Raw genomic sequence first — 23,205 nt, 5'->3', positions numbered from 1 at the left:
TTTTTATAACTCATATAAACAATAAAAAATAGATAAAATTAAGTTTTATAATAAAAAATTATTTTAAATAAAACTTAATTTATAAAAAATTATTTTAAACTATCAAAATATCTCTGATAATCAAAATTATTTATCAAAGCTACTCCATCTTCAACCGCAGCTTTTGCTACCGCAGCACTAACTACAGCTTTTACTCTGCTATCAAATGGTTTTGGTATCACATAATCTCTACCAAAACTAAGCTCTTCTACTCCATAAGCTTGTTTTACCTCATCAGTTACTTCAAGCTTAGCTAAATCAGCCAAAGCTTTTGCGGCTGCTATTTTCATATTTTCAGTAATTTTAGTTGCCTTTACATCTAAAGCTCCTCTAAAGATAAAAGGAAAACCTAAAACATTATTAATTTGATTTGGATAATCACTTCTACCTGTTCCAACTATAGCATCGTTTCTAACTCTTTTAACATCTTCTGGCATTACTTCAGGTACAGGATTAGCTAATGCAAAAATCACGGGATCTTTTGCCATACTTAAAATCATCTCATCATCTAAAATCTTAGGTGCACTCAAACCCAAAAATACATCAGCACCTTTTAAAGCTTCTCTTAAAGTGCTATCTTTGGTATCGCTTACAAATTCTAGTTTGTATTTATTTAAATCATCTCTTTGAGTATTAATCACACCTTTACTATCTACTAAAACAATATTTTTAACCCCTAAATTTCTATACATTCTAGCACTTGCAATACCTGCTGCACCTGCACCACTTACCACTACTTTAATATCTTCAAATTTTTTACCACTAATTTCCATAGCATTCATTAATCCTGCTGTAGAAATGATCGCAGTTCCATGTTGGTCATCATGCATTACAGGAATTCCAAGATCTTGCAAAGCGGCTTCTATTTCAAAACATTTTGGTGCTGAAATATCTTCTAAATTAATTCCTCCAAAAGTAGGTGCTATAGCTTTACAAAAGGTAACAATCTCATCTATACTATGAGCATTAATTTCCAAATCATAAGCATTAACATTAGCAAATTTTTTAAACAAACAAGCTTTTCCTTCCATAACAGGTTTGCTTGCACTCGCTCCTATATTGCCAAGCCCTAAAACCGCACTACCATCGCTTACTATAGCAACTAAATTAGCTTTATTAGTGTATTTATAAGCTAAAGTTTCATCTTTTGCTATCTCAATACAAGGTTCAGCAACCCCAGGAGAATACGCCAAAGATAAATCATGTGCACTATCCATAGGCTTTCTAGCAACAATATCTACTTTACCACCTAAATGATATTCTAAAGCCTCTTCTTTTAAATTCATTATTTTTCCTTCATATAATTTAGTAAATTTTTTATCCTAAGTTTAGCCTTTTGCACTCCTAAAAATTCCAATACTTCAAATATACTAGGACTAACCGAGTTTCCTGTGAGTGCGATGCGTATAGCTTGAGCTAGATCTTTTAACTTAAGATTATTTTCTTCTAAGAATTGATTAGTTAATTCTTCAAATTCACAAGCATTTTTTTGCTCATTTAAAACCATAGCGTATTTTTCCAAATAAGTTAAATTTGTAACATTGAGAAATTTATCTACAGCCTTTTGATCATATTCTTTTGGGTCATTTAGTAACACTTTAGCCCCGCTAATAATATCATGCAAAGTTTTAGCTCTCTCTCTTAACATATCTAGCAAAAAGCCTGCTTTTTCATACTGACTTAAATCAAAACCTAAATCTTTTAATTGTCTATTGATTTCTTCAAAAGGTAAAGTTTTAATATAATGAGCATTAAGCCATTCTAATTTTTTAAAATTATAGCAAGAAGCACTTTTGTTAATATGATTTGGATCAAAAAGCTCTTGCATACTTTCTAAAGAAAAAATTTCATCATCGCCATGACTCCAACCAAGACGCACTAAGAAATTAAGCAAGGCTTGAGGTAAAATCCCCATATTTTTATATTCCATCACATCAGTTGCTCCATGACGCTTAGAAAGTTTCTTACCATCTTCACCATGTATCATAGCTACATGATAAAATTTAGGTATTTTAAAGCCTAGTGCTTCATAAAGGACAATTTGTTTTGGAGTATTTGATAAATGATCATCTCCTCTTATAACATCACTCACACCCATTAGTGCATCATCAATTACAACGGTTAAATTATAAATTGGGCTACCATCGCTTCTTGCAATTACAAAATCATCTAAAATATCTTCAGCCTTAAAACTAACCTCGCCTTTAATGCCATCTATAAATTTAATCTCTCCACTTTGTGGTGCTTTTATACGCACCACAGGCTCAATACCACTTGGCGGAATTCCTTTAAAATCTCTATATCTACCATCATATTTTGGACGCTCTTTAGCTGCTTCTTGCTTAGCTCTTAACTCATCAAGCTCTTCTTTGCTCATATAACAATAATAAGCCTTGCCCTCATCTAGTAATTTTTGAATGTATTTTTTATAAATATCAAATCTTTGAGATTGATACTCAATCGTCCCATCATAATCAAGCCCACACCATTTAAATGCTTCTATAATAGCTTGCGTAGCTTCTTGTGAATTTCTTTTTAAATCCGTATCTTCAATACGCAATAAAAATTTACCCTTATTTTTTCTTGCATAAAGATAATTATATAAAGCTGTTCTAAGCCCTCCTATGTGCAAATATCCTGTTGGAGAAGGAGCAAAACGCGTTGTGATTTCTTGCATATTTTTACCTTTTTTAAATTTTTATTGTTATAATGCTATATTTACACTTAAATAAAGGTTTTATATGAGAAAATTTTTAATATCTTGTTGTTTTGCTGCAAATATTTTATATGCTCAAACCCTTGGTGGTGTAGCAATGGTAGTAGAAAATCAACCTATTACTCTTTATGATATAGAACAAACTATGAAAGAATTAAAAACTAATGACAAACAAAAAGCTATAGCATTTTTAGTAGATGATAAAGTTCAACAAAGTGAAGCTAAAAAGCTAGGAATTTATGTAAGCACTTTTGAACTTAATGAAAAATTAGCCCAAATAGCAAAAGGCAATAAAACTGACATTAATGGTTTGCAAGCAAAGATAGAAAAAGATGGTTTAAGTTTTGAAGTTTTTAAAAACAAAGTTAGAAAAGATCTTGAAAGAGAAAAACTTTATAGAAGCATAATGCAAAATGCAAAAATCAATATTGATGATGAAACACTAAAACATTTTTATGAAAGCAATCTTGATAAATTTAGCACTTTTTCAAATATAGACTTAGTTGTTTATAATTCTACTAATCCTGAACTTTTACAACAGCTTGCACAAAATCCTATGTATAAAAATTCTCAAATTAAATCAAAAGCCATTAGTTTAAACGCAGCTAGTTTAGATCCAAGATTACTTGCTTTGTTAAATAATACAAAAATAGGAGAATTTACTCCAGTGTTAAATGGCGAAAATGCTTATATAGTGTATTTTGTAAAAGAAAAATATGGTAAAAATCCTATCGAATTTGATTTAATCAAAGATCAAGTTAGCAATGTCTATACCCTAACTCAAAAAGAACAAGCCTTAAAAAATCATCTTGATAAAATAAGAGCAAATGCTCATATAGAAGAATTAAGATAGGTTAAAACCTATCTTCAATTAATGTCTTGAAAGATAATTTGTATCATAATTATTATTGATAAAATCTGCATTATCCATCATCGCTAAATGAAAATCTTTGGTTGTTTTTATCCCACCTACGATAAGCTCTTGCAAGGCTATTTTCATTTTAGCTATAGCTGTGTTTCTATCTTCTCCCCAAACGACTAATTTTCCAATCATAGAATCATAATATGGAGGCACACTATAATCTTGATAACAATGGCTTTCCATTCTTACATTGCGTCCTGCAGGAGCTACATATTTTGTGATTTTACCTGGGCAAGGTAAGAAAGTTTTAGAATCTTCAGCAGTAATTCTACATTCTATAGAATGACCTTTAAGTTTAATTTCTTCTTGTTTTGGTAGAGGATACCCTTCTGCTACTTTAATCATAAGTTCAATAATATCTACCCCGCTTACCATCTCACTCACACAATGCTCAACCTGCAAACGCGTATTCATCTCGATAAAATAAAAATCTAAATTTTTATCCACTAAAAACTCAAAAGTTCCCGCACCTTCATAATCAATAGCCTTAGCAGCTCTAACTGCTGTTTCATGAAGTCTTGCTCTTGTTTTTTCATCTAGTAAAATTGCAGGAGATTCTTCTATAAGTTTTTGATGGCGTCTTTGCATAGAGCAATCTCTCTCACCCAAATGTATCACATTTCCAAAGCTATCTCCTATGATTTGCACTTCTATATGGCGTGGGTTTTGGATGTATTTTTCCATATACATAGTTCCATCACCAAAAGCACTCATCGCTTCACTTTCTGCTGACCAGTAAGCTTTTTCTAAATCTTTTTCATCTTCAACTACACGCATACCACGGCCGCCACCACCTGCTGCTGCCTTTAAAATCACAGGATAGCCTATTTCTTTAGCAAGTTTTTTTGCTGCTTCAACCCCACCTAAAGCCCCATCGCTTCCTGGGATTACAGGCACACCTGCTCTTTGCATTACTTGTTTTGCTTTACTTTTATCACTCATTAGTGCCATAGCAGCTACTGAAGGGCCTATGAATTTGATATTATGTTTTGCACAAATTTCAACAAAATTTTGATTTTCACTTAAAAATCCATATCCTGGAAAAATCGCATCCGCTTCGCTAATTTCAGCTGCACTAATAATAGCTGGGATATTTAAATAGCTTTCTGAACTTCTAGCATTTCCTATGCAAATACTCGCATCAGCATATTTTAAATACAAAGCATCTTTATCTGCAGTAGAATACACACAAATTGCTTTTTTTCCCATTTCTTTTACAGTTCTTAAAGCTCTTAATGCAATTTCTCCACGATTTGCTATTAAAACTTTTTTAATTTCCATTTTATAATTTCTCCACCACAAATAAAGGCATACCAAATTCTACAGGCTGACCATCTGCAACTAATACTTCTACTATCCTACAATCATATTCAGCTTCGATTTCATTCATAATTTTCATCGCTTCAATAATTGCTATAGTACTTCCTTTTTTAATAGTTTGTCCTGCTTTAGCAAAAGGTGCTGCACCTGGGCTTGGAGCTTGATAAAAAGTACCTACCATAGGGCTATTGATAGTCGGTTTATTAGAAGAGCTTGAGCTTGCTTTGGTTTCATTAACTACATTTACATTAATTGGCTGTGGAGCTGGAGCAACAGGAGCTGGAGCTGGTAATTCACAACACATATCTCTTTCAAGTTCTATTTCAAATCCATCTTGTTCTTTTATTTTAATCTTGCTTATATTTGCTTCTGCAAAAAGTTGCATTAGTTCTTTGATTTCTTCTTTTGTCATATATTCTCCTTAATTTATAAGACTTAATTTATAATTATATATAAAAATACTAAAAATAACTTCAATTATTTATTTTTTACTTTTATTTTAAGATATAATTTAAAAATTCACTTTAATTATAAAGGACAAAAATGGGCTTAAAAGCAGATAATTGGATCAAAAAAATGGCATTAGAGCACAATATGATAGAGCCATTTTGTGAAGCAAATATAGGTAAAGGTATAGTTAGTTATGGGCTTTCAAGCTATGGATATGATATAAGAGTTGGAAGAGAATTTAAGATTTTCACTAATGTAAATTCCACCGTTGTAGATCCTAAAAATTTTGTAGAAGAAAATGTAGTAGATTTTGTAGGCGATGTATGTATAGTACCTGCAAATTCTTTCGCGCTTGCAAGAACAGTTGAGTATTTTAAAATGCCAAATGATGTTTTGGCTATTTGTCTTGGCAAAAGCACTTACGCAAGATGTGGCATTATAGTAAATGTAACCCCTTTTGAGCCAGGTTTTGAAGGACATATCACTATAGAAATTTCAAACACAACCCCACTACCTGCTAAAATTTATGCTAATGAGGGTATAGCTCAAGTTTTATTTTTACAAGGAGATGAGCCTTGTGATGTAACATATGCTGATAAAAAGGGTAAATACCAAGCTCAAACAGGTATAACTTTACCAAGAATTTTAAAATAATTTTATTTTCAACCGATATAAAAACTTAGTCAAGTAATAGGAAAATATATATGTTTAATGGAAAAAGCATTTTAATCACCGGTGGTACAGGAAGTTTTGGAAAAACTTATACTAAAACTTTACTTCAAAAATACAAACCTAAAAAAATCATCATTTATTCAAGAGATGAGTTAAAACAATTTGAAATGGCAAGAGAATTTAATGATGATTGTATGCGTTATTTTATAGGTGATGTAAGAGATAAAGAAAGATTGAGCATAGCAATGAAAGATGTCGATTTTGTCATTCATGCAGCTGCTATGAAACATGTGCCAATTGCAGAATATAATCCAATGGAATGCATAAAAACTAATATCCATGGAGCACAAAATGTAATCGATGCGTGTTTGGAAAATAATGTAGAAAAATGTATCGCTCTTTCAACCGATAAAGCATGCAATCCTATTAATTTATACGGAGCTACAAAGCTTGCAAGCGATAAGCTTTTTGTAGCAGCAAATAACATCGCAGGAAATTCTCATACTAAATTTAGCGTTACAAGATATGGCAATGTAGTAGGCTCAAGAGGTTCTGTTATACCATTTTTTAAAAAACTAATCAATGAAGGTGCTAAAGAGCTTCCTATCACAGATGAGAGAATGACAAGATTTTGGATATCCTTAGAAGATGGGGTTAATTTCGTGCTGAATAATTTTGCATATATGCATGGAGGGGAAATTTTCGTGCCAAAAATTCCTTCTATGAAAATCGTTGATTTGGCTAAAACTATGGCTCCTAATTTAGCCCATAAAATCATAGGTATAAGAGCAGGTGAAAAACTACATGAAATTATGATTTCAAGTGATGATAGTCATTTAACTTATGAATTTGAAAATTATTATGCCATCAGCCCAAGTATCCAATTTAATAATATTAATGTTGATTTTAGTATAAATGCAAAAGGACAAAAAGGTAAAAAAGTTTCTAATGGCTTTTCTTATAGCTCAGATAATAATCCATCATGGATTAGCCAAGAAGAGCTTTTAAATATAATAAATCATACAGAGCTTGAAAAATGATAACTTATTCTCATCAAAATATTGACGAACAAGACATACAAGTAGTTTGTGAGGCTTTAAAAGATGATTTTTTAACCGGCGGAAAAAAGGTTGAAGAATTTGAACAAGCCCTTTGTGAATATGTGGGTGTAAAATATGCTTGCGTGCTAAATTCAGCTACTTCTGCTTTACACCTTGCGTATTTGTCTTTAAATGTAAAAGATAAAATTGTCTTAACAACCCCTATTACCTTTGCTGCAACTGCAAATGCTGCTTTAATGGCAGGTGCTAGGGTTGAGTTTATAGATGTAAAAAGCGATGGAAATATTGATGAGAAAAAACTTGCTTTAAGATTAAGCCAAGATAGCTCTAATATTGGAGCAATTTGTGTGGTTGATTTTGCGGGAAATAGTGTAGAAATGGATGAAATTTTAGCCTTAGCCAAACGATACAACATCCCACTAATTGATGATGCAAGTCATGCTCTAGGTGCTATTTATAAAAATCAAAAAGTAGGTTCTATGGGGGATTTGAGTATATTTTCTTTTCATCCGGTTAAACCTATCACAACCTTTGAGGGTGGTGCGGTTGTTAGCAATGATGAGGAATTAATCTCAAAAATCAAGCTTTTAAGAAGTCATGGCATAGTCAAAAAAAGACTTTGGGATAGCGATATGATTGAACTAGGCTATAATTATCGTTTAAGTGATGTGGCTTGCGCTTTAGGTATAAATCAACTTAAAAAACTTGATAATATGCTAGAAAAAAGAGAAATCATCACAAGTTTTTACGATAAAGAATTTGAAAAAAATCCTTATTTTAGCACTATAAAAATCAAAGATTATAAAAAAAGCTCAAGACATTTATATCCTATTTTGCTTTTCCCTGAGTTTTATTGCCAAAAAGAGATTATTTTTGAAAAATTATTAAATTTAGGCATAGGTGTACAAGTGCATTATAAGCCTACTTATGAGTTTAGTTATTATAAAAACTTATATGGAAATTTATTTTTAGAAAATGCGGATAATTTTTATAAAGCTGAACTTAGCATACCTGCTCATCAAGAAATGAGCTTAAAAGAAGCGCGATTTGTTAAAGATAGTTTATTTAAAATTTTAGAAGAAATCAAGAAAGGTTGTTCAACATGAATGAATCAATCATACAGAGCGGGGGGGGGATGTATGCTTTAGCTAAAAAACTTTTCCCTATATGTAGAAGTATTACGGGAAAGGGTTTTAGACAAAGCTTAAAAATACTTGATGAAGCTATGGGGGGGGGTATATTAAAAATTCACTCTATAGCAAGTGGAAGTAAAGTGTTTGACTGGGAAGTACCCGCTGAATGGGAGATAAATAATGCTTACATCATCACTCCAGATGGAGAAAAAATTTGTGATTTTAAGCAAAATAATCTTCATGTGTTAAACTATAGCACAGGCATAGACACAGAGCTTGATCTAGCAAGCCTACAAGAGCATCTTTACTCTATAGAAGAAATACCTGATGCCATACCTTATGTGACAAGCTATTATAAAAGACGTTGGGGTTTTTGTATAAAACACGAAGATAGGGTTAAACTAAAAGAAGGAAAATATAAAGTTTTCATCGATGCAAAACACCATGAAAATGGGGTTTTAAACTATGCTGATTTACTCATACCTAGCACACAAGAAACAAAAGATGAAATTTTAATTTCCACTTACCTTTGTCATCCATCTATGGCAAATAATGAGTTAAGTGGTCCTGTGGTAGCTACATTTTTAGCTAAATGGCTTTTAGAACTTAAAGAGAGAAAATATAATTATCGTTTTGTTTTTGCTCCTGAAACTATAGGAAGTATAGTTTATCTTAGTAAACATTTAAAGCATTTACAAAAATACACTAAAGCAGGTTTTGCACTCTCTTGCATAGGCGATGATAATGCTTACTCACTCATTCACACTCCAAGTGAAAATACTCTAGCAGATAAAGTAGCCTTGCATACTTTAAAAGATAAAAATAATTTTAAAGAATTTAGCTTTTTAAATAGAGGTGGCAACGAAAGACAATTTTGTGCACCCTTAGTAAATTTACCTATTGTAGGGGTCTGTAGGACTAGATTTGGTGATTATAAAGAATACCACACTAGCAAAGATGATTTAAATTTCATTAGCGAAGAAGGATTACAAGGTAGCTTAAAAGCTATGCAAGAAATTATCATGAATTTAGAAGTGAATGAAATTTATCAAAATACTGTATTTTGCGAACCCAATTTAGGTAAAAGAGACTTATACCATACTATCAATACTTCTTCAACTAATAGTTGCATTCCAATATCATGTAATTTTTTAGCCTATTGTGATGGTAAAAACGATGTTTTAGATATAGCTTCAAAACTAAACATACAAGCTTATGAATTAAAAGATCTAGTAGAAAAATTAAAATTTCATGGACTAATAAAATGAAATATTTCTTAGAATACAATGATAAAAAATACTCTAATGTTGACTTGATAGAAGCTTTTAAGAAACTTGGCATTGCAAAAGGCGATATTTTATGTGTGCATAGTGAACTTTTTAATTTTGGCACACCCTTGCTTCCTAGAAATGAATTTTTACAAACTATATTAGATTGTTTTTTTGAAGTTATAGGCAAAGAAGGTACTTTAATCATGCCTACATTTACTTATAGTTTTTGCAAAAATGAAGTTTATGATAAATTAAATTCTCCTACAAAAATGGGTGCTTTAAATGAATATTTTCGCAGATGGGGGGGGTAAAACGCACCAATGATCCTATATTTTCATTTGCCGTTAAAGGAGCCAAAGAAGAATTGTTTTTAAAAGACACTACAAGTTGTTTTGGAGAAAATTGTGTGTATGATGTTTTAATAAAAGAAAATGGGAAATTTCTTACTTTTGGTGGCATTGGACACACCATAACCCACCATATTGAGGAAAAATATCAAGTAGATTACAGATATTTTAAAAAATTTCAGGGTTTTATTCTTGATGAAAATGGAGAAAAAACAAAAAAAGAAATCTTATATTTTGTTAGAGATTTAAACAAGCACTCTCTTCCTAATATTAAAAATATTATTAAAATAGCTTTATCATCTTTTAAAAGCGATATGATAAAATTTGCCAATGATAACATAAGTATTTTTATTGCTCAAGAATATGAAAATGCCATAATAAGAGCCTTAAACATGAATAAAAATGCACTTATTCTAAAGGATAGTTAAAAAATGGAAAATAAATTTTATGAAATTTTAGAAAATATACTAGAAGTAAAAGTTGATGAAAATTCAAATTTAAGCATGCAAAATTGCAAAAATTGGACTTCTTTAAATCATATTGATATAATCATGAGCTTAGAAGAAGAATTTGAAATCAAATTTAACAAAGATGAATTAAGTCAGCTAAAATCACAAAATGAACTTTTGCAAGCTATCAAATCAAAGGTAAAAAATGAAAAATATTAAAAACTTATTTGAGTTAATAGCTATAAAAAATCCAATTCACGCAAAATATTTAAATAAAATCAGTCTAACAAATGAAGATGAAATAGAATTTGAAAATCTCATTTCATATTATCTTCAAAACAATATTTCTTTACAAGAGCAGTGCGAATGCTATTTAACTATACTTAATGACACTTTAGAAGAAACAAAATATTTCATAGAAAATAACTCATATAGATATAAAAGTTTTGAAGAAGTAAAAGATAAAGTCTATTTTAATGAAACTTATATGAAAAAATACATGATAGGGCTTGCGCTTTCATCTTATATTTGGATTGCTCATATAAAAGTTAGAAAGTATTTTGAAAATTATCTTCAATCAAAAAGCAAACATGATAATTATTTTGAAATAGGCCCAGGACATGGAGAATTTTTTACTAAAGCTGTTAAAAGTTTGAAATTTGATTATTATTTAGGTTTAGATTTATCTCCTACTAGTTGCGAATTGACAAAAAATATGGTGGAAAATCAAGTTAAAAATTTAATTAATAATTGTGAATTTTTATGTAAAGATTTTTTTCAATTTCAATTTCACAAAAAAGCTGATTTAATAGTAATTGGAGAAGTTTTAGAACATGTTGAACAGCCTTTAGAATTTTTAAAAAGAGCAAAAGACTTATTAAGCAATGAAGGTGAAATTTTCGCAACCATACCTATCAACGCACCTGCGATTGATCATATATACTTATTTACACATCCAAATGAAATTTTTGAAATGGCAAAAAAAGCAGATTTAAAAATAAAACAATATGAATGTTTTATGGCAAATGACTATTCTTTAGAAAAAGCTTTGAAATTTAAAAATGCTATAACTATGGCTGTGGTATTTGAAAAATGAATTTAAATTTACCAATCCACCATATAGGTGTAGCATGTAAATCTTTAGAAAAAGAAAGAAAAATATTTGAAAAGCTAGGTTTTGTTAAAGAAGCTGAATTTATAGACGAACAACAAGGGGTAAAAGGAGAATTTATCATTCCAAAAAATAACTTATTCCCCCAATATCGCTTTGAACTTTTGTCAAATTTAAATGAAAAAGGCATTTTAGATAGCTATTTGAAAAATAAAACTAAAATGTATCATATAGCTTATGAAAGCAAAAATATAGAGCAAGATTTATCTTTGCTTTTAAATGATGGTTTGTTAGTCGTTGACATAATGAAAGCAAGTTATTTTGCAAAACTTTGCTTTATGATGATGAGTAATAATTTATTAATAGAATTAGTAGAGCTAAAATGAATCTTTTTTCACCAAATTTAAAAAGAAATGATCTTATAAAACTTAGCAAGGAAAATCATTATAAAAAAATTACTATTAATGTTTTTAGAAATCACTCTTTTGAAGTGATTTCAAGCATACTAAATGCATTTTTAGCCTTTAGTAAATTAAAGGCTGAATTTAACATAAGCTCTTATGATGATAGTTTAGGTTATGATAATTTTCAAAAAGCAGATTTAAACATCATATTTATAGATTTAAACAATTATAAAAAAAATGTAGATGATTTTATCAAAGAAAAAATACAAGAACTATCAAGCATTAGCAACGCTCCTATCATCACACTTTTACTTGGCAATACAAACTTAAAAGAATATAGTATTTGTGAAATACTAAAGCCCTTTTTAGATGAAAATCTCATCATAGATGATAGTAATTTTGAAATAAATGCAAGCAGACTTAGCAATAAAGCTTGTGTAAAATTAGCCCAATTTCTAGGACTAAAAATCCTACCTAGCTTTTTACAACCAACTTTAAAAGCAATCATCATAGATCTTGATAATACCTTATACCAAGGAATTTTAGGCGAAGATGGTATTGAAAATCTTGCTTTATCTAGCAATCATAAAGCCTTACAAAGTGAGCTTTTAAATTTAAAAAATCAAGGTTTTTTACTCGCCATCGCTTCAAAAAATGAAGAAGAAGATGTAAAAAAACTTTTTACACAAAGAAAAGACTTTTTATTGCAACTTGATGATTTTAGTATGATCAAAGCTAATTGGAAAAGTAAAGATGAAAATATTAAAGAAATTGTAAAATTTTTTAATATAGCTTTTGATAGTGTGCTATTTATTGATGATAATATAGCCGAAATTGAAAATGTATCACACCTTCATATTAACACCTTACTAGCTGATAAAAATAGCGCTTATAGTTTAAAACTCTATCCTAGACTTTTAAAAACAAGCTTTAGCAAAGAAGATGAGTTAAGAAGTGCTGATATTAAAGCAAATTTACAAAGACAAGAGCTTGTCAAGCTTAGCCCTAAAGAGTATTTTGAAAAATTACAGATTTGTTTGAAATTTCATATCAACCACGCAGATGAACTTGAAAGAATTTCACAACTACTTAATAAAACTAATCAATTTATATCAAATTACTCAAGATTAAGCTTAAAAGAATGTGAAGAATTTATGCAAAAACATGCTATTTTGACTATAAGCATGAGTGATAAATTAAGCGATAGTGGTATTATAGCAATTTTTGTAGCTTATAAAGATGAAACAAATTTAATCATAAAAGATCTTTGCATAAGTTGTAGAGCCTTAGGAAGAAAGCTTGAAAAAATTATGCTTTATAAGGTTATAGAATTATTACACCTGCATTTTAATACAAAAGAATGTATTTTATACTTTCAAAAGGGCGAAAGAAATATGCCATTTTTAGAATTTTTATATAGTTTAAATGCAAATATAAAAGAAAATTTTGCTCTAATCCAAAAAGAAATGATAAATTACGAAGGACTTATAATTGAAAGCTAGTTTTAATAAAGCCAAAATAGCAGGCATAAGCGTTTGTGTGCCTAATAAATGCATAAATATAGATGATTGTTTAGAAGATGTTTTTCAAAATGATGTCAAAATGCTAAAAAGAATGAAAAAAATTTCAGGCATACAAGAAAGATTTATCGCTGATGAAAGTATTAGCACAACAGATTTAGCCTATGAAGCAAGTATAAATTTATTTAAAATGCTTGATTTTGATAAAAATAAGCTTGATATGGTGATTTTTGTTACACAAACTCCTGATTTTTTTATGCCATCATGCGCAAACTATCTTCACAAACGATTAAATTTAAAACCTCAAACCATAGCTTTTGATGTAAATCAAGCGTGTTCTGGGTATTTATATGGCTTATTTATAGCTTTTTCTTTTTTAGAAAATCAAAATGCAAAAAATATTTTATTAATTTGTGGTGATACTTTAAGCAAAACCATAAACCCTTTAAATCCAAATTTAGCTCCAATCTTTGGCGATGGAGTAAGCGCAACACTCATAAGCTGTGCAAATGAAAAATCGTTTTTTAAGCTTTATTCTAATGGAGAAGGTTTTGATAAACTCATCATACCTAATAGAGCTTTTGCTAAACTTGATGAGAGTAAAAGCTCCAATAAAGAAATATTTCAAACCAATAAGCATAGGAGCTTAGATAATCTTTACATGGATGGGGCTGAAATTTTTAACCAAGCATTTAATCTTGAGAGCCAAAGTATAAAAGAAATGCTTGATTTTTGTGAAAAAAGTAAAGATGAAGTGGATTATTTTTTATTACATCAATCCAATCAATTTTTAGTTGATTCTATTATAAATGACTTGGGTATTGATAGCTCTAAAACACCAAATTTTTTGATGTCAAAATACGCTAATTTAAGTGCTTGCTCTTTACCTGCTTTACTTTGTGAAATGCAAAAAAATGATTTTAGTGCCATTTTAAGTGCTTTTGGTGCTGGATATGCCTGGGGGAGTGCTTATATAAATTTTGATAAAAACTTTAAAACTGATACAATTTCAATTTATAAAGGAGAAAAAAATGACTAAAGAAGAATTATTAGAAGCTATTAGCGAAGCTATGCATATGGATGAAACACTAAAAGAAAATATGATTTTAGATGATATTGATGAATGGGATAGCTTAGCTTTTGTATCTATCATGGTATTATTTAAAAACTCACTTGGTAAACAAATTAGCGGTGATGATCTTAAAAAATGTGAAAAAGTAAGCGATCTTTTAGCTTTAGCTGGTGTTTAAACAAATATTTGTTTAAACCCTTTTCACACTTAAAATAATCTGCTCATTTTCCTCTTTAAAAGTATATATTAAATCATCACACTTATATGAGATTTCTTTTTTACAAGTTTTATCTTTTAAAGGTTCTTGTAAAATTTGCGGTAAGTGTTTTTTAATAAGTAATTTCATAGGTATACCCATACCATGAGTTAGATTTTTAATAAACTTACCATCTATTTGTTTTTCATCTTTTATCATACAAAAATAAACATTAAAATTTAGTTCTTTTAGTATTTCAACTAAATCTTCTTTATCTTGCGGTGGAGCTAAATCAATATCAAATTTAGAATGATAAAAAATATATTTTGGCTTTGGATATTTTGCTTGTGTGTTCAGATGATCTTTTACTAATATATCCCTAATCATTCTCCTTGCATTTGAAAAATAATTAAATGATGAAGTATTGGAAGTCCAAATGGTTTTATCAAAACAACATAATTTAATGTTTTTAAAAAAATAAAAAGTGTCAAAAGAAGGATATTTTATATAATCTATTTCTTTTCCAAATCCTATTATTCTCCACAAATCTCCAAGTAAAGCATTAGAAGAATTATCTATTACAACATCAACAAGCCAAGGAGCTAACTTTGCACATAAATTTGCTAAATATCCACCTCTTGAACTTCCAACTAAAATATGCTTTATACCCCCCCCCATAACTTTAAAAGGAGAATTTTTTCTAATATACAAAAGAGCATTTAGTATATCTGTTGCTTGCATGATGCCAAAATTTTGATATTCATTTTTGGTAGGCTGCAAGCTCACACTTAAGTCCAAATAATAATCTTTGTCAAATTCCCAACTATCTTTCTTTTTTTGAATTTCTTTATTAAGATAATCCATAGCAGGATGAAATTCTTCAAAAGTATTAAGTTTTGATATATCATAAGGAATTTCTATGTCAATAGCTTTTAAGCTTGCATCAAAAATAAGCTTATCAATATTATCAAGAAAAAATTTTGCTCCTGTTTGAGGACGATTACCTATACAATGATAATTTACACTTAAAACTGCTACATTATAATTCATAGCAAAATATTTCATATTAAAATTAAGCATAGGCTCACTTATATCACTACCAAGTCCTTGTATAACACAAACAATAGCCTCTATTTCTTTACTATCATCATAAGTTAATTTAAATTCTAATTTACTTTCTCTTTTTATATTTAATTCTACATCATCACAAGAGTTTATGAAATAAGTTTCATTTTTTAACATTTAAAAAGCCTTTGCTAGTTTTAGATATATTCTATCAAATAATATCTAAAACAAATTTATCATTTTCATCTTTAAAAGTAAAAACTTTATTTTTACAAGGATAAGATATACTATCTTTTTTCATACTAAATGTTTTATCTTTTAATTTTTCAAGCATAATAGGTAATTCTTTATTAAATAATGCCTTATCAGGAATTCCACACCCATGAGTTAAATTTTTAATAAATTTGCCATCTATATCTTTTTCATCTATTAGATGAAAATCTACTTCATAATTTAAGGCTTTTAAAATTTCTATCATAGAAATTTTATGATCAGCTGGAGTTAAGTCATCTTTAGCACTATGATAACTTGTATAAATAATATTTTTATTCTTTTGAGCTTGTAAAATCAAATGATCTTTATTAAGTAAAGCTCTTATTAAATAATTTTCATCAGCAAAATAATAAGGTGAGTTTGGGTTTTTGCGTGTCCAATAAGTTTCCACATAACAATGAACTTTACTATTTAACTCATCTTCGTTTAAAATAGCATCACCTTTATTTAAATCCCTTCCTATGATATATCTTAATGGAGGCAATGCAGCACCTGAATTATCTATTACTCCATCTACATACCAAGGAGCTATTTTAGCACACATTAATGCCACTAAGCCACCATATGACCCCCCCCCGTAAATTTTAGGTAAAGATTTAAATTGAGGATAATTTTTCATTATATCTTTTAAGGCATTGATATGATCGATAGCAGGCATAATGGCAAAATTATTATACTCATTGTTAGGTGGGATAAAAGTTACAGATAACTCAACCTTATAGTCTTGATTTAAAATTCCTTGTTCTTTTAATATACTCATTTTTTGATCAAGAATTTGATAATATTTTTCTATATTTTTTGTATTATCTAGCACTTCAAATTCTATTTCAAAATCCCTGAAAGCCTTTTCAAATGTTCTTATATCGTCTAATAAAAAAGTCATTTCAGCACTATATTTATCCACATCAGAAACTCTTTGGCAAAAGCAATGATAAAATACATTTACAGCTACTACATCAAATTTTTTAGCTATAAAATTTCTATAACTTTCTAGAAAATGTATATTTGCATTTGCTCCATATCCACCTATGATAAAAACAATAGCTTTCATTTGCTTACTATCATCATAAGTGATTCTATATTCTAATTTACTTTCTCTTTTTATATTTAATTCTACATCATCACAAGAGTCTATGAAATAGGTTTGATTTATGAGCATATTTTTCTTTCTTGATATTATAATTTATATGCTATTATAACTAATTAAAATACATTCAAAGAAAAAAGTATGAAATATATATTTAAATGCAATGATAAAAAATATTCCAATATAGACTTAATAGAAGCTTTTAAAAAACTTGGTATTAAAAAAGGTGATATTTTGTGTGTACATAGTGAATTGATGAAATTTGGTATTCCTTTACTTCCTAGAAATGAATTTTTACAAACTATATTAGATTGTTTTTTTGAAGTTATAGGTAAAGAAGGTACTTTAATCATGCCTACATTTACTTATAGTTTTTGCAAAAATGAAGTTTATGATAATTTGAATTCAAAAAGCACTGTTGGCGTTTTAACAGAATATTTTCGTAAATGGGGGGGGGGTAAAACGCACCAATGATCCTATATTTTCATTTGCCATTAAAGGAGCTAAAGAAGAATTGTTTTTAAAGGACACTACAAGTTGTTTTGGAGAAAATTGTGTGTATGAAATTTTAGCCAAAGAAAATGGAAAATTAGTTTTATTTGGCTCTAAAATAGCCGGGTACACTTTTAGTCATTTCATAGAAGAAAAAGCTCATGTTCCATATAGATATTTTAAAAATTTTAGTGGAAAAATTATTGATGAAGATGGTAAAATACTCCAAAAAAATATTAAATACTATGTTAGAAAATTGAATGAAAATTCAGATTTAGATGTTGATAAACAAGTAGCTATTTTAAAAAATGATAATAATTTTAATATTTTAAATTTTTCCAATGCTCATATAATAAATATCAACATGAAAAACTATTTAGAAAAAACATTAAAAGCTTTAAAGGATAACCCTTATTGTTTGCTAAAGGAATAAAATGACAACTCATATCAATGATTTTTTACAAGAAAGTGTTGCTAAATTTGGAAGTAAAAATGCTTTTGTTGAGTTTAATGGTAGAAGTATAGGCTATAAAGAATTTGATGATTTAAGTAAAAAAATAGCAAGTAAAATTCTTTCTAAACTTCCTACTAAAAGTACACAAGATCCTGTATTAATCATACTTCCTAAAGGAATTGATTGTTTGCTTTCTTTTTTTGGTGTAGCAAAAAGTGGAAATTTTTATACACTTTTAGATGAAAAAAGTCCCAAAGAGCGTGTAGAAAAAGTTATAGAAGTTTTGAAACCAAAGCTTTTAATTACTTCTAAAAAATTAAATTTAGATTTTAATCTTGATACCATTTTCACAGAAGATTTTGAAAGCTTTGTTATAAATGAAAATGCTTTAGAAAAAGCTTTAAACGATCACATAGATACTAATTTACTTTATGTCTTTTTTACAAGCGGAAGCACAGGAACTCCAAAAGGAGTAAGCATAAGCCATAAAAGTGTGATTGATTATACTTTTTGGGTATGTGAAACTTTTAAACTAGATCATGAAGATATACTTGCTAATCAAGCGCCATTTTACTTTGATAATAGCATATTAGATATATTTAGCTCTGTTAAAATGGGAGCTACGCTTCATATACTGCCTAATCATCTTTTTGCTTTTCCAAATAAAATTTTAGAGTATCTAGAACAAGAAAAAATAACAACAATTTTTTGGGTACCTTCAGTGCTGATTTATTTTGCTAATACCAATGCGGTAGATAGCACCAAATTAAAAAATTTAAACAAAATTCTTTTTTGTGGTGAAATCATGCCAAATAAACAACTCAACATTTGGCGCAAATACCTTCCTAGTGCTTTATTTGCTAATCTTTATGGACCTACTGAAATTACCGATGTATGTTCTTTTTACATAGTTGATAGACAATTTAGCGATGATGAGCTTTTACCTATAGGAAAAGCTTGTAAAAATACCCAACTTTTAGTCTTTGATGAAAATTTAAATTTAATTACTTCAAGTCAAGTGGGAGTTAAAGGCGAGCTTTATGTAAGAGGAACTTGTCTTTCTTTAGGCTATTACAACGATAAAGAAAAAACAAAGCAAGCTTTTATGCAAAATCCTTTGCATGATAATTACCTAGACTTGCTTTATAAAACAGGTGATGTGGTAGCTTATAATGAATTTGGTGAACTTTTATGTTATGGACGGATAGATCATCAAATCAAATATATGGGTCATCGCATAGAACTTGGAGAGATAGAAAGTATTATCAATTCTCATGAGAATGTAAGAAATTGCGCTTGTATTTTTAAAGAAGAAATTATTTGCTTTTATGAAAGTAAGGAAGAGTTAGATTTTAAAAACTTTTTAAAAGACAAACTCCCTGTTTACATGATACCTAAAAAATTTGTCAAAATAGAACAATTTGCTTTAAATGCAAATGGGAAGATTGATAGGAAGGTTTTGAGTAAAAACTCTTAAATCTCCACTCTTAAATCGCTCATAAAATCTATCTCGCACCAATTTCCATTGATTTTTATAGCTTTTGCATTTTTGTATTTATTTATTAAAATTTGTAAAAAACTTGTCATATACATATTTTTAAAATCTTTTTCATCATAAAGTAAAGTTCTATCAAGCTCATCATAAGTTTTTAAAACTTCTTTTAAAAAATGATGAGAAAATTTAAATAAGCCTATATATTGCCCTTGAATTTCATCATAACTTTTTGCTTTTTTGCCAAGCTCTACTATAAAATCATCATGTAATTTTAAAGTTTCAGCATCATCAAGTGGATTTTCAAACCTTTTTAACCATAGTTCTTTCCAAGCTTTATCCACAATAACAGCAAAATCATCTTTTGATTGTTTGAGTTTTTCTATACTATCTTTAAAATAAACTATATCAGCGTAAGAAACAATCAAATCTTGCTCATCCTCAATACACTTTTGCAAAAAATCTCTAGCACAAAATAAAGTCTGAACCATATTAGTTTTATCATAGTTTTCATTTTTATAAAACAACTCCAAATTATGATTTTTACCTACATAATCCTTTAAAACATCAAATAAATATCCACCAACTACACATATCTCATGAATATTATTTTCTTTTAAAGCTTGAATTTCATAGTCTATGATTTTTTTATTTTTATATTCAACCATACATTTTGGATTGTTCTTTGTTAAAGGCATTAACCTTGAACCAAACCCTGCTGCTAAAATTATAGCTCTCATTTTATATCCTTTAACCACGCATTAAAAATACTTTTTTCGCTCATACCATTTTCTCTTTCAATATGCCACATTAGACCGTAAATACTAAATTTTTTATGCTTAAAAGCTTCTATTGTTTCATCTTTTGCATTTGCTAACGCCTCAAGCTCATTACCTAATGTTTTAATAGCAAAATTATGATATGAATTAACATTAATTATTTGATCTTTTAAATACACTTCATGATTTCCAACATGATCTTTACAAGGACAAATAGTAGAATTAAAATAAGAAGCGATCATCTGTGCTCCTTTACAAACCCCAAGTAGTGGAATGTTATTTCGCATACAATGTTTTATAATGTTTTTTTCATACTCATCTCTTTTTTGATTAATAAAAGAAAATTTACAAGAGTTTAAATCATTACCCCCACTTAAAATCACAGCACTAATACTAGAGATATAATTTTTAAAATCAATTTCATAACTCAATGGAAGAGGCAAAAAATCGCTTAATTCTTTTTTAAAAAAACTTCCCCAATCAAGTGCCAAACACTCTCTTAATTCATAATAATCTTGATTTTCTAAAATTCTTTGACTAATAGCTATAAATTTCATAGACAAAATATCTGCTCACTTTGACAATCAATTTTAATTTTTTTTGCTTGAAGATATTTTTTAAAATTCTCTTCACCTACACCAATAACAGCAGGCATAGCAAGTTCAGAAGCTCTAATAGCCATATGTGAATTTGCACCACCATAGCAAGTGATAAAACCTGCAATATCTTTAGTAAATAAATAATCATATCCAGGATCAGCTGCATAGATTAACACTATCTTGCCTTTTAAATCTTGTTCATTTTCTAGAGCAATATTAGCACTAATGCTTTTTTGCGTGATAAAATTTGGATGAATATAGCTAGTAAAAAACCCAAATATTTGATGTGCATCAGTTAGTAAAGCCGGAAGTTTTATAGCTAAACTTAATTGATATTCTTGTTTGTTTTCATTAATTTCACTCAAAAATTTATCTTTTGGATTTTTAGAATACACACTAGAATACAAATTTAAAATACTCTTAATATCCAAATGGGCCATATCTTCTTTAGATATTCCATAATAATTTCCAAGATCCTCTATCAGTGATATAGCTTTAGATAAGAGCTTGCTAAATTCAAATTTAATAAATTCGCGTCCTTCTATAGCTATTTTCAAAAAGCTAAAAAATTCTTTTGCATTAACTTCAATTCCATGTTCTTTTAAAATTTGATCAAGTTTTTGCAATTTATCATCGCTAATCTTAAATTCCTTTTCTTTTTGAATTTCACTTTTTTGTTTTAAATCAAAATACCCATCAAAATCCTCATCATACCTTGGAGATAAAATATTATAAGTCCCTGCTCTTAAATGACCAAATTGTTTTAAAAAATCTTGTTTGTTATTTTCATTTAAAGTTGCTAATTCATAACTCAAAGTTTTACTAACGGTGTGGAGAGAATTTAAAAATTCATTTTTTTCTTCTTTGCTAAAAAATCTAATTTCCACCAAAGAATTAAGCATAGTCATGGCCACAAACGCAGCCCTTGCAACACCAGCAAATGGTAATGTTCCATATCTTTTACACTCTTCTAAAAGCCAATAAATTTTATCTAATGGTGAAAAATCTGAATGCATAATATTTTCATAATATACAATCATTTGTTTTGATTTTTCTATATCTTTTAAACACAAACCATTTTTAATATCAATAATAGAATTAGTAAGATTTAATAAAGAAAATTCAATGCGTTTGATTTCATTTTTATTAAAACCATGATCTAATAAGCGTTCTAATTTATCAGCCATATGAAAATCATAACAAGAAAATACTATATCAAATTCTACTTTATCATGTAACTCATGATTTTCATATAATTTATTTAAATAATAATTAACTAACTTTTTAGCAATACTCTCATCCAGTGTTTTTGGTATAAAAGAATTAAAAGAAAGTCTCACATCTACATAAGGAATACCTAAAAAAGAATGGATTAAAGGGTGCGATCTTAAATCTCTATAGCCATAATTATTTCTTTGATAAGCCCAAATATTATCTGTAATGATTTCTTTATAAAGACTAAAAGCTAATCTTTTTGGTCTAAGTCCTATAATTTCTGCTGGATTCCAATCAGGCATTACACCAAAAATGGCTTTATTTCCAAGCACTCTAGATCTTGGTTCTTGTAAAGATACAAATCTTTTATAAAGTCTATGTAAAGCTTCTTTAGGCAGGTTATTAAAAAGATTAATTTTTTCTTGCATTATTAAAGGTCTAACTTGCAAGCAAAAAAGTTCATCTTGCTCATTAAAAGCAAATTCTACATCTAAAAAATTACAACCATATAAACTTTCAAGTTCTTTTAATAATAAAATAACTTTTTGCATATATAGATCTTTTATATCTTCATTTTCACGGTAGTGAAAATATGTTTTAGCATTTTTAGCACTTCCATCTGTAATGGAACTATTAGAGCCGTTTTCATCATATTCTATACAAAAATATGGAGCAAAATTATCCTTATCTACACTAAAAGCAACACCACATTTTTTAATATCTAAAAGCATAGGTTGGATTAGAATTTCATCATTCTCACTAGGCATAGAATGACCTACTTTTTCTAAAGCGTTAAAAAGTTGGCTTTTATCATTAATATCTACATTAGCCAAACTTAGAAAAATTCCAGCATTGGAACTTTTTAAACTATCTTCGCTATTAGAAGAACTACGGATGATTAGTTTTTTCGCATTTAGATTGATAATTTTTTTAAGCACTTCTTCTTTATCTTGAAAGATTTCTTTTAAAGAAGTGATAACTACATCTAAAACTTTTGCATTTTTAAGTATATTTTTTAAATTCTGTAAATTTCTTGCTTTTGTTTGAAAAACTAATCTATCCATAA

General features: G+C 28.7%; 21 protein-coding genes and 2 pseudogenes. 14 read left to right on the top strand and 9 right to left on the bottom strand.

What is annotated here, in order from left to right; translation table 11 throughout:
• Positions 1 to 89: 89 nt before the first annotated feature.
• The gene (locus L8W69_RS02530; protein WP_133319773.1) at positions 90 to 1,325 is read right to left on the bottom strand and encodes a malic enzyme-like NAD(P)-binding protein; all 1,236 of its coding nucleotides are present in this window, start codon (positions 1,323 to 1,325) and stop codon (positions 90 to 92) included.
• Entirely contained in the window at positions 1,325 to 2,716 is a 1,392-nt protein-coding gene (gene gltX / locus L8W69_RS02525) for a glutamate--tRNA ligase (protein WP_263666364.1), read from the bottom strand. The genes L8W69_RS02530 and gltX overlap by 1 nt, the downstream gene beginning before the upstream one ends.
• A 64-nt stretch (positions 2,717 to 2,780) precedes the next feature.
• Here gltX and L8W69_RS02520 point away from each other — a divergent pair, with 64 nt between their 5' ends.
• Positions 2,781 to 3,608: a peptidylprolyl isomerase gene (locus tag L8W69_RS02520; protein ID WP_263660169.1), complete on the top strand. Its 828-nt coding sequence runs from the start codon at positions 2,781 to 2,783 to the stop codon at positions 3,606 to 3,608.
• A gap of 18 nt (positions 3,609 to 3,626) precedes the next feature.
• On the opposite strand, the gene L8W69_RS02515 is transcribed toward L8W69_RS02520, so the two are convergent.
• Both L8W69_RS02515 and accB read right to left on the bottom strand, forming a co-directional pair.
• A complete protein-coding gene (locus tag L8W69_RS02515; RefSeq protein ID WP_263666363.1) occupies positions 3,627 to 4,958 on the bottom strand; it encodes an acetyl-CoA carboxylase biotin carboxylase subunit in 1,332 nt (443 codons plus the stop codon).
• Between the two features lies 1 nt (position 4,959).
• Positions 4,960 to 5,409: an acetyl-CoA carboxylase biotin carboxyl carrier protein gene (accB, locus tag L8W69_RS02510; RefSeq protein ID WP_263666362.1), complete on the bottom strand. Its 450-nt coding sequence runs from the start codon at positions 5,407 to 5,409 to the stop codon at positions 4,960 to 4,962.
• 131 nt (positions 5,410 to 5,540) lie between these two features.
• On the opposite strand from accB, the gene dcd reads away from it, so the two are divergent.
• The 11 genes and pseudogenes from dcd to L8W69_RS02455 all read left to right on the top strand — a co-directional run bounded on the left by dcd (position 5,541) and on the right by L8W69_RS02455 (position 14,665).
• Positions 5,541 to 6,101 carry a dCTP deaminase gene (gene dcd, locus L8W69_RS02505; RefSeq protein ID WP_012661997.1) on the top strand — a complete coding sequence of 187 codons (561 nt, stop codon included), beginning with the start codon at positions 5,541 to 5,543 and terminating at the stop codon, positions 6,099 to 6,101.
• Positions 6,102 to 6,151: 50 nt separating this feature from the next.
• Positions 6,152 to 7,159 carry a UDP-N-acetylglucosamine 4,6-dehydratase (inverting) gene (gene pseB / locus L8W69_RS02500; protein ID WP_263666361.1) on the top strand — a complete coding sequence of 336 codons (1,008 nt, stop codon included), beginning with the start codon at positions 6,152 to 6,154 and terminating at the stop codon, positions 7,157 to 7,159.
• Entirely contained in the window at positions 7,156 to 8,286 is a 1,131-nt protein-coding gene (gene pseC / locus L8W69_RS02495) for a UDP-4-amino-4,6-dideoxy-N-acetyl-beta-L-altrosamine transaminase (RefSeq protein ID WP_214100212.1), read from the top strand. Before pseB ends, pseC begins: the two co-directional genes overlap by 4 nt.
• Positions 8,283 to 9,581 carry a DUF4910 domain-containing protein gene (locus L8W69_RS02490; protein WP_214125724.1) on the top strand — a complete coding sequence of 433 codons (1,299 nt, stop codon included), beginning with the start codon at positions 8,283 to 8,285 and terminating at the stop codon, positions 9,579 to 9,581. Before pseC ends, L8W69_RS02490 begins: the two co-directional genes overlap by 4 nt.
• Positions 9,578 to 10,359 (top strand): annotated as a pseudogene (locus L8W69_RS02485) (AAC(3) family N-acetyltransferase). The gene L8W69_RS02490 and the pseudogene L8W69_RS02485 overlap by 4 nt, the downstream one beginning before the upstream one ends.
• A 3-nt stretch (positions 10,360 to 10,362) precedes the next feature.
• Positions 10,363 to 10,599, top strand: coding sequence for an acyl carrier protein (locus L8W69_RS02480; protein WP_214100214.1), 237 nt, complete (start codon positions 10,363 to 10,365; stop codon positions 10,597 to 10,599).
• Positions 10,586 to 11,476, top strand: a complete 891-nt coding sequence (locus tag L8W69_RS02475) for a class I SAM-dependent methyltransferase (protein WP_214100215.1) — start codon at positions 10,586 to 10,588, stop codon at positions 11,474 to 11,476. Before L8W69_RS02480 ends, L8W69_RS02475 begins: the two co-directional genes overlap by 14 nt.
• Positions 11,473 to 11,877 (top strand): VOC family protein, encoded by a 405-nt coding sequence (locus L8W69_RS02470; protein ID WP_214125721.1) that lies wholly within the window; start codon positions 11,473 to 11,475, stop codon positions 11,875 to 11,877. The genes L8W69_RS02475 and L8W69_RS02470 overlap by 4 nt, the downstream gene beginning before the upstream one ends.
• On the top strand, positions 11,874 to 13,397 hold the full coding sequence (locus L8W69_RS02465; protein WP_263666360.1) for an HAD-IIIC family phosphatase: 1,524 nt from the start codon (positions 11,874 to 11,876) through the stop codon (positions 13,395 to 13,397). Before L8W69_RS02470 ends, L8W69_RS02465 begins: the two co-directional genes overlap by 4 nt.
• Positions 13,387 to 14,454, top strand: coding sequence for a beta-ketoacyl-ACP synthase III (locus L8W69_RS02460; RefSeq protein ID WP_263666359.1), 1,068 nt, complete (start codon positions 13,387 to 13,389; stop codon positions 14,452 to 14,454). The genes L8W69_RS02465 and L8W69_RS02460 overlap by 11 nt, the downstream gene beginning before the upstream one ends.
• Positions 14,447 to 14,665 carry an acyl carrier protein gene (locus tag L8W69_RS02455; protein WP_263664915.1) on the top strand — a complete coding sequence of 73 codons (219 nt, stop codon included), beginning with the start codon at positions 14,447 to 14,449 and terminating at the stop codon, positions 14,663 to 14,665. The genes L8W69_RS02460 and L8W69_RS02455 overlap by 8 nt, the downstream gene beginning before the upstream one ends.
• A 12-nt stretch (positions 14,666 to 14,677) precedes the next feature.
• Here L8W69_RS02455 and L8W69_RS02450 read toward each other — a convergent pair whose 3' ends face one another.
• Both L8W69_RS02450 and L8W69_RS02445 read right to left on the bottom strand, forming a co-directional pair.
• Entirely contained in the window at positions 14,678 to 15,925 is a 1,248-nt protein-coding gene (locus L8W69_RS02450; protein ID WP_263666358.1) for a DUF2920 family protein, read from the bottom strand.
• A gap of 34 nt (positions 15,926 to 15,959) precedes the next feature.
• Entirely contained in the window at positions 15,960 to 17,180 is a 1,221-nt protein-coding gene (locus L8W69_RS02445; protein ID WP_263666357.1) for a DUF2920 family protein, read from the bottom strand.
• A gap of 69 nt (positions 17,181 to 17,249) precedes the next feature.
• On the opposite strand from L8W69_RS02445, the pseudogene L8W69_RS02440 reads away from it, so the two are divergent.
• Together L8W69_RS02440 and L8W69_RS02435 are read left to right on the top strand one after the other, a co-directional pair.
• Positions 17,250 to 18,033 (top strand): annotated as a pseudogene (locus L8W69_RS02440) (AAC(3) family N-acetyltransferase).
• Between the two features lies 1 nt (position 18,034).
• Positions 18,035 to 19,531, top strand: coding sequence for an amino acid adenylation domain-containing protein (locus L8W69_RS02435; RefSeq protein WP_263666356.1), 1,497 nt, complete (start codon positions 18,035 to 18,037; stop codon positions 19,529 to 19,531).
• On the opposite strand, the gene L8W69_RS02430 is transcribed toward L8W69_RS02435, so the two are convergent.
• From L8W69_RS02430 to L8W69_RS02420, 3 genes are read right to left on the bottom strand one after another with little or no spacing between them, the layout of a single operon-like run.
• Positions 19,528 to 20,286: a phosphocholine cytidylyltransferase family protein gene (locus L8W69_RS02430; RefSeq protein WP_258108305.1), complete on the bottom strand. Its 759-nt coding sequence runs from the start codon at positions 20,284 to 20,286 to the stop codon at positions 19,528 to 19,530. The two genes, L8W69_RS02435 and L8W69_RS02430, sit on opposite strands and share 4 nt — an antisense overlap.
• Entirely contained in the window at positions 20,283 to 20,882 is a 600-nt protein-coding gene (locus tag L8W69_RS02425) for a gamma-glutamyl-CDP-amidate hydrolase (RefSeq protein WP_263666355.1), read from the bottom strand. The genes L8W69_RS02430 and L8W69_RS02425 overlap by 4 nt, the downstream gene beginning before the upstream one ends.
• Entirely contained in the window at positions 20,879 to 23,203 is a 2,325-nt protein-coding gene (locus tag L8W69_RS02420) for a PEP-utilizing enzyme (RefSeq protein ID WP_263666354.1), read from the bottom strand. The genes L8W69_RS02425 and L8W69_RS02420 overlap by 4 nt, the downstream gene beginning before the upstream one ends.
• Positions 23,204 to 23,205 lie beyond the last annotated feature (2 nt).

Origin of the sequence: Campylobacter sp. CNRCH_2016_3089 (assembly GCF_025772505.1) — a bacterium.
Classification (GTDB): Bacteria; Campylobacterota; Campylobacteria; order Campylobacterales; family Campylobacteraceae; genus Campylobacter_D; species Campylobacter_D lari_D.
The sequence above is the reverse complement of the archived record's forward strand: the minus strand, read 5'-3'. Positions and strand labels throughout refer to the sequence as shown.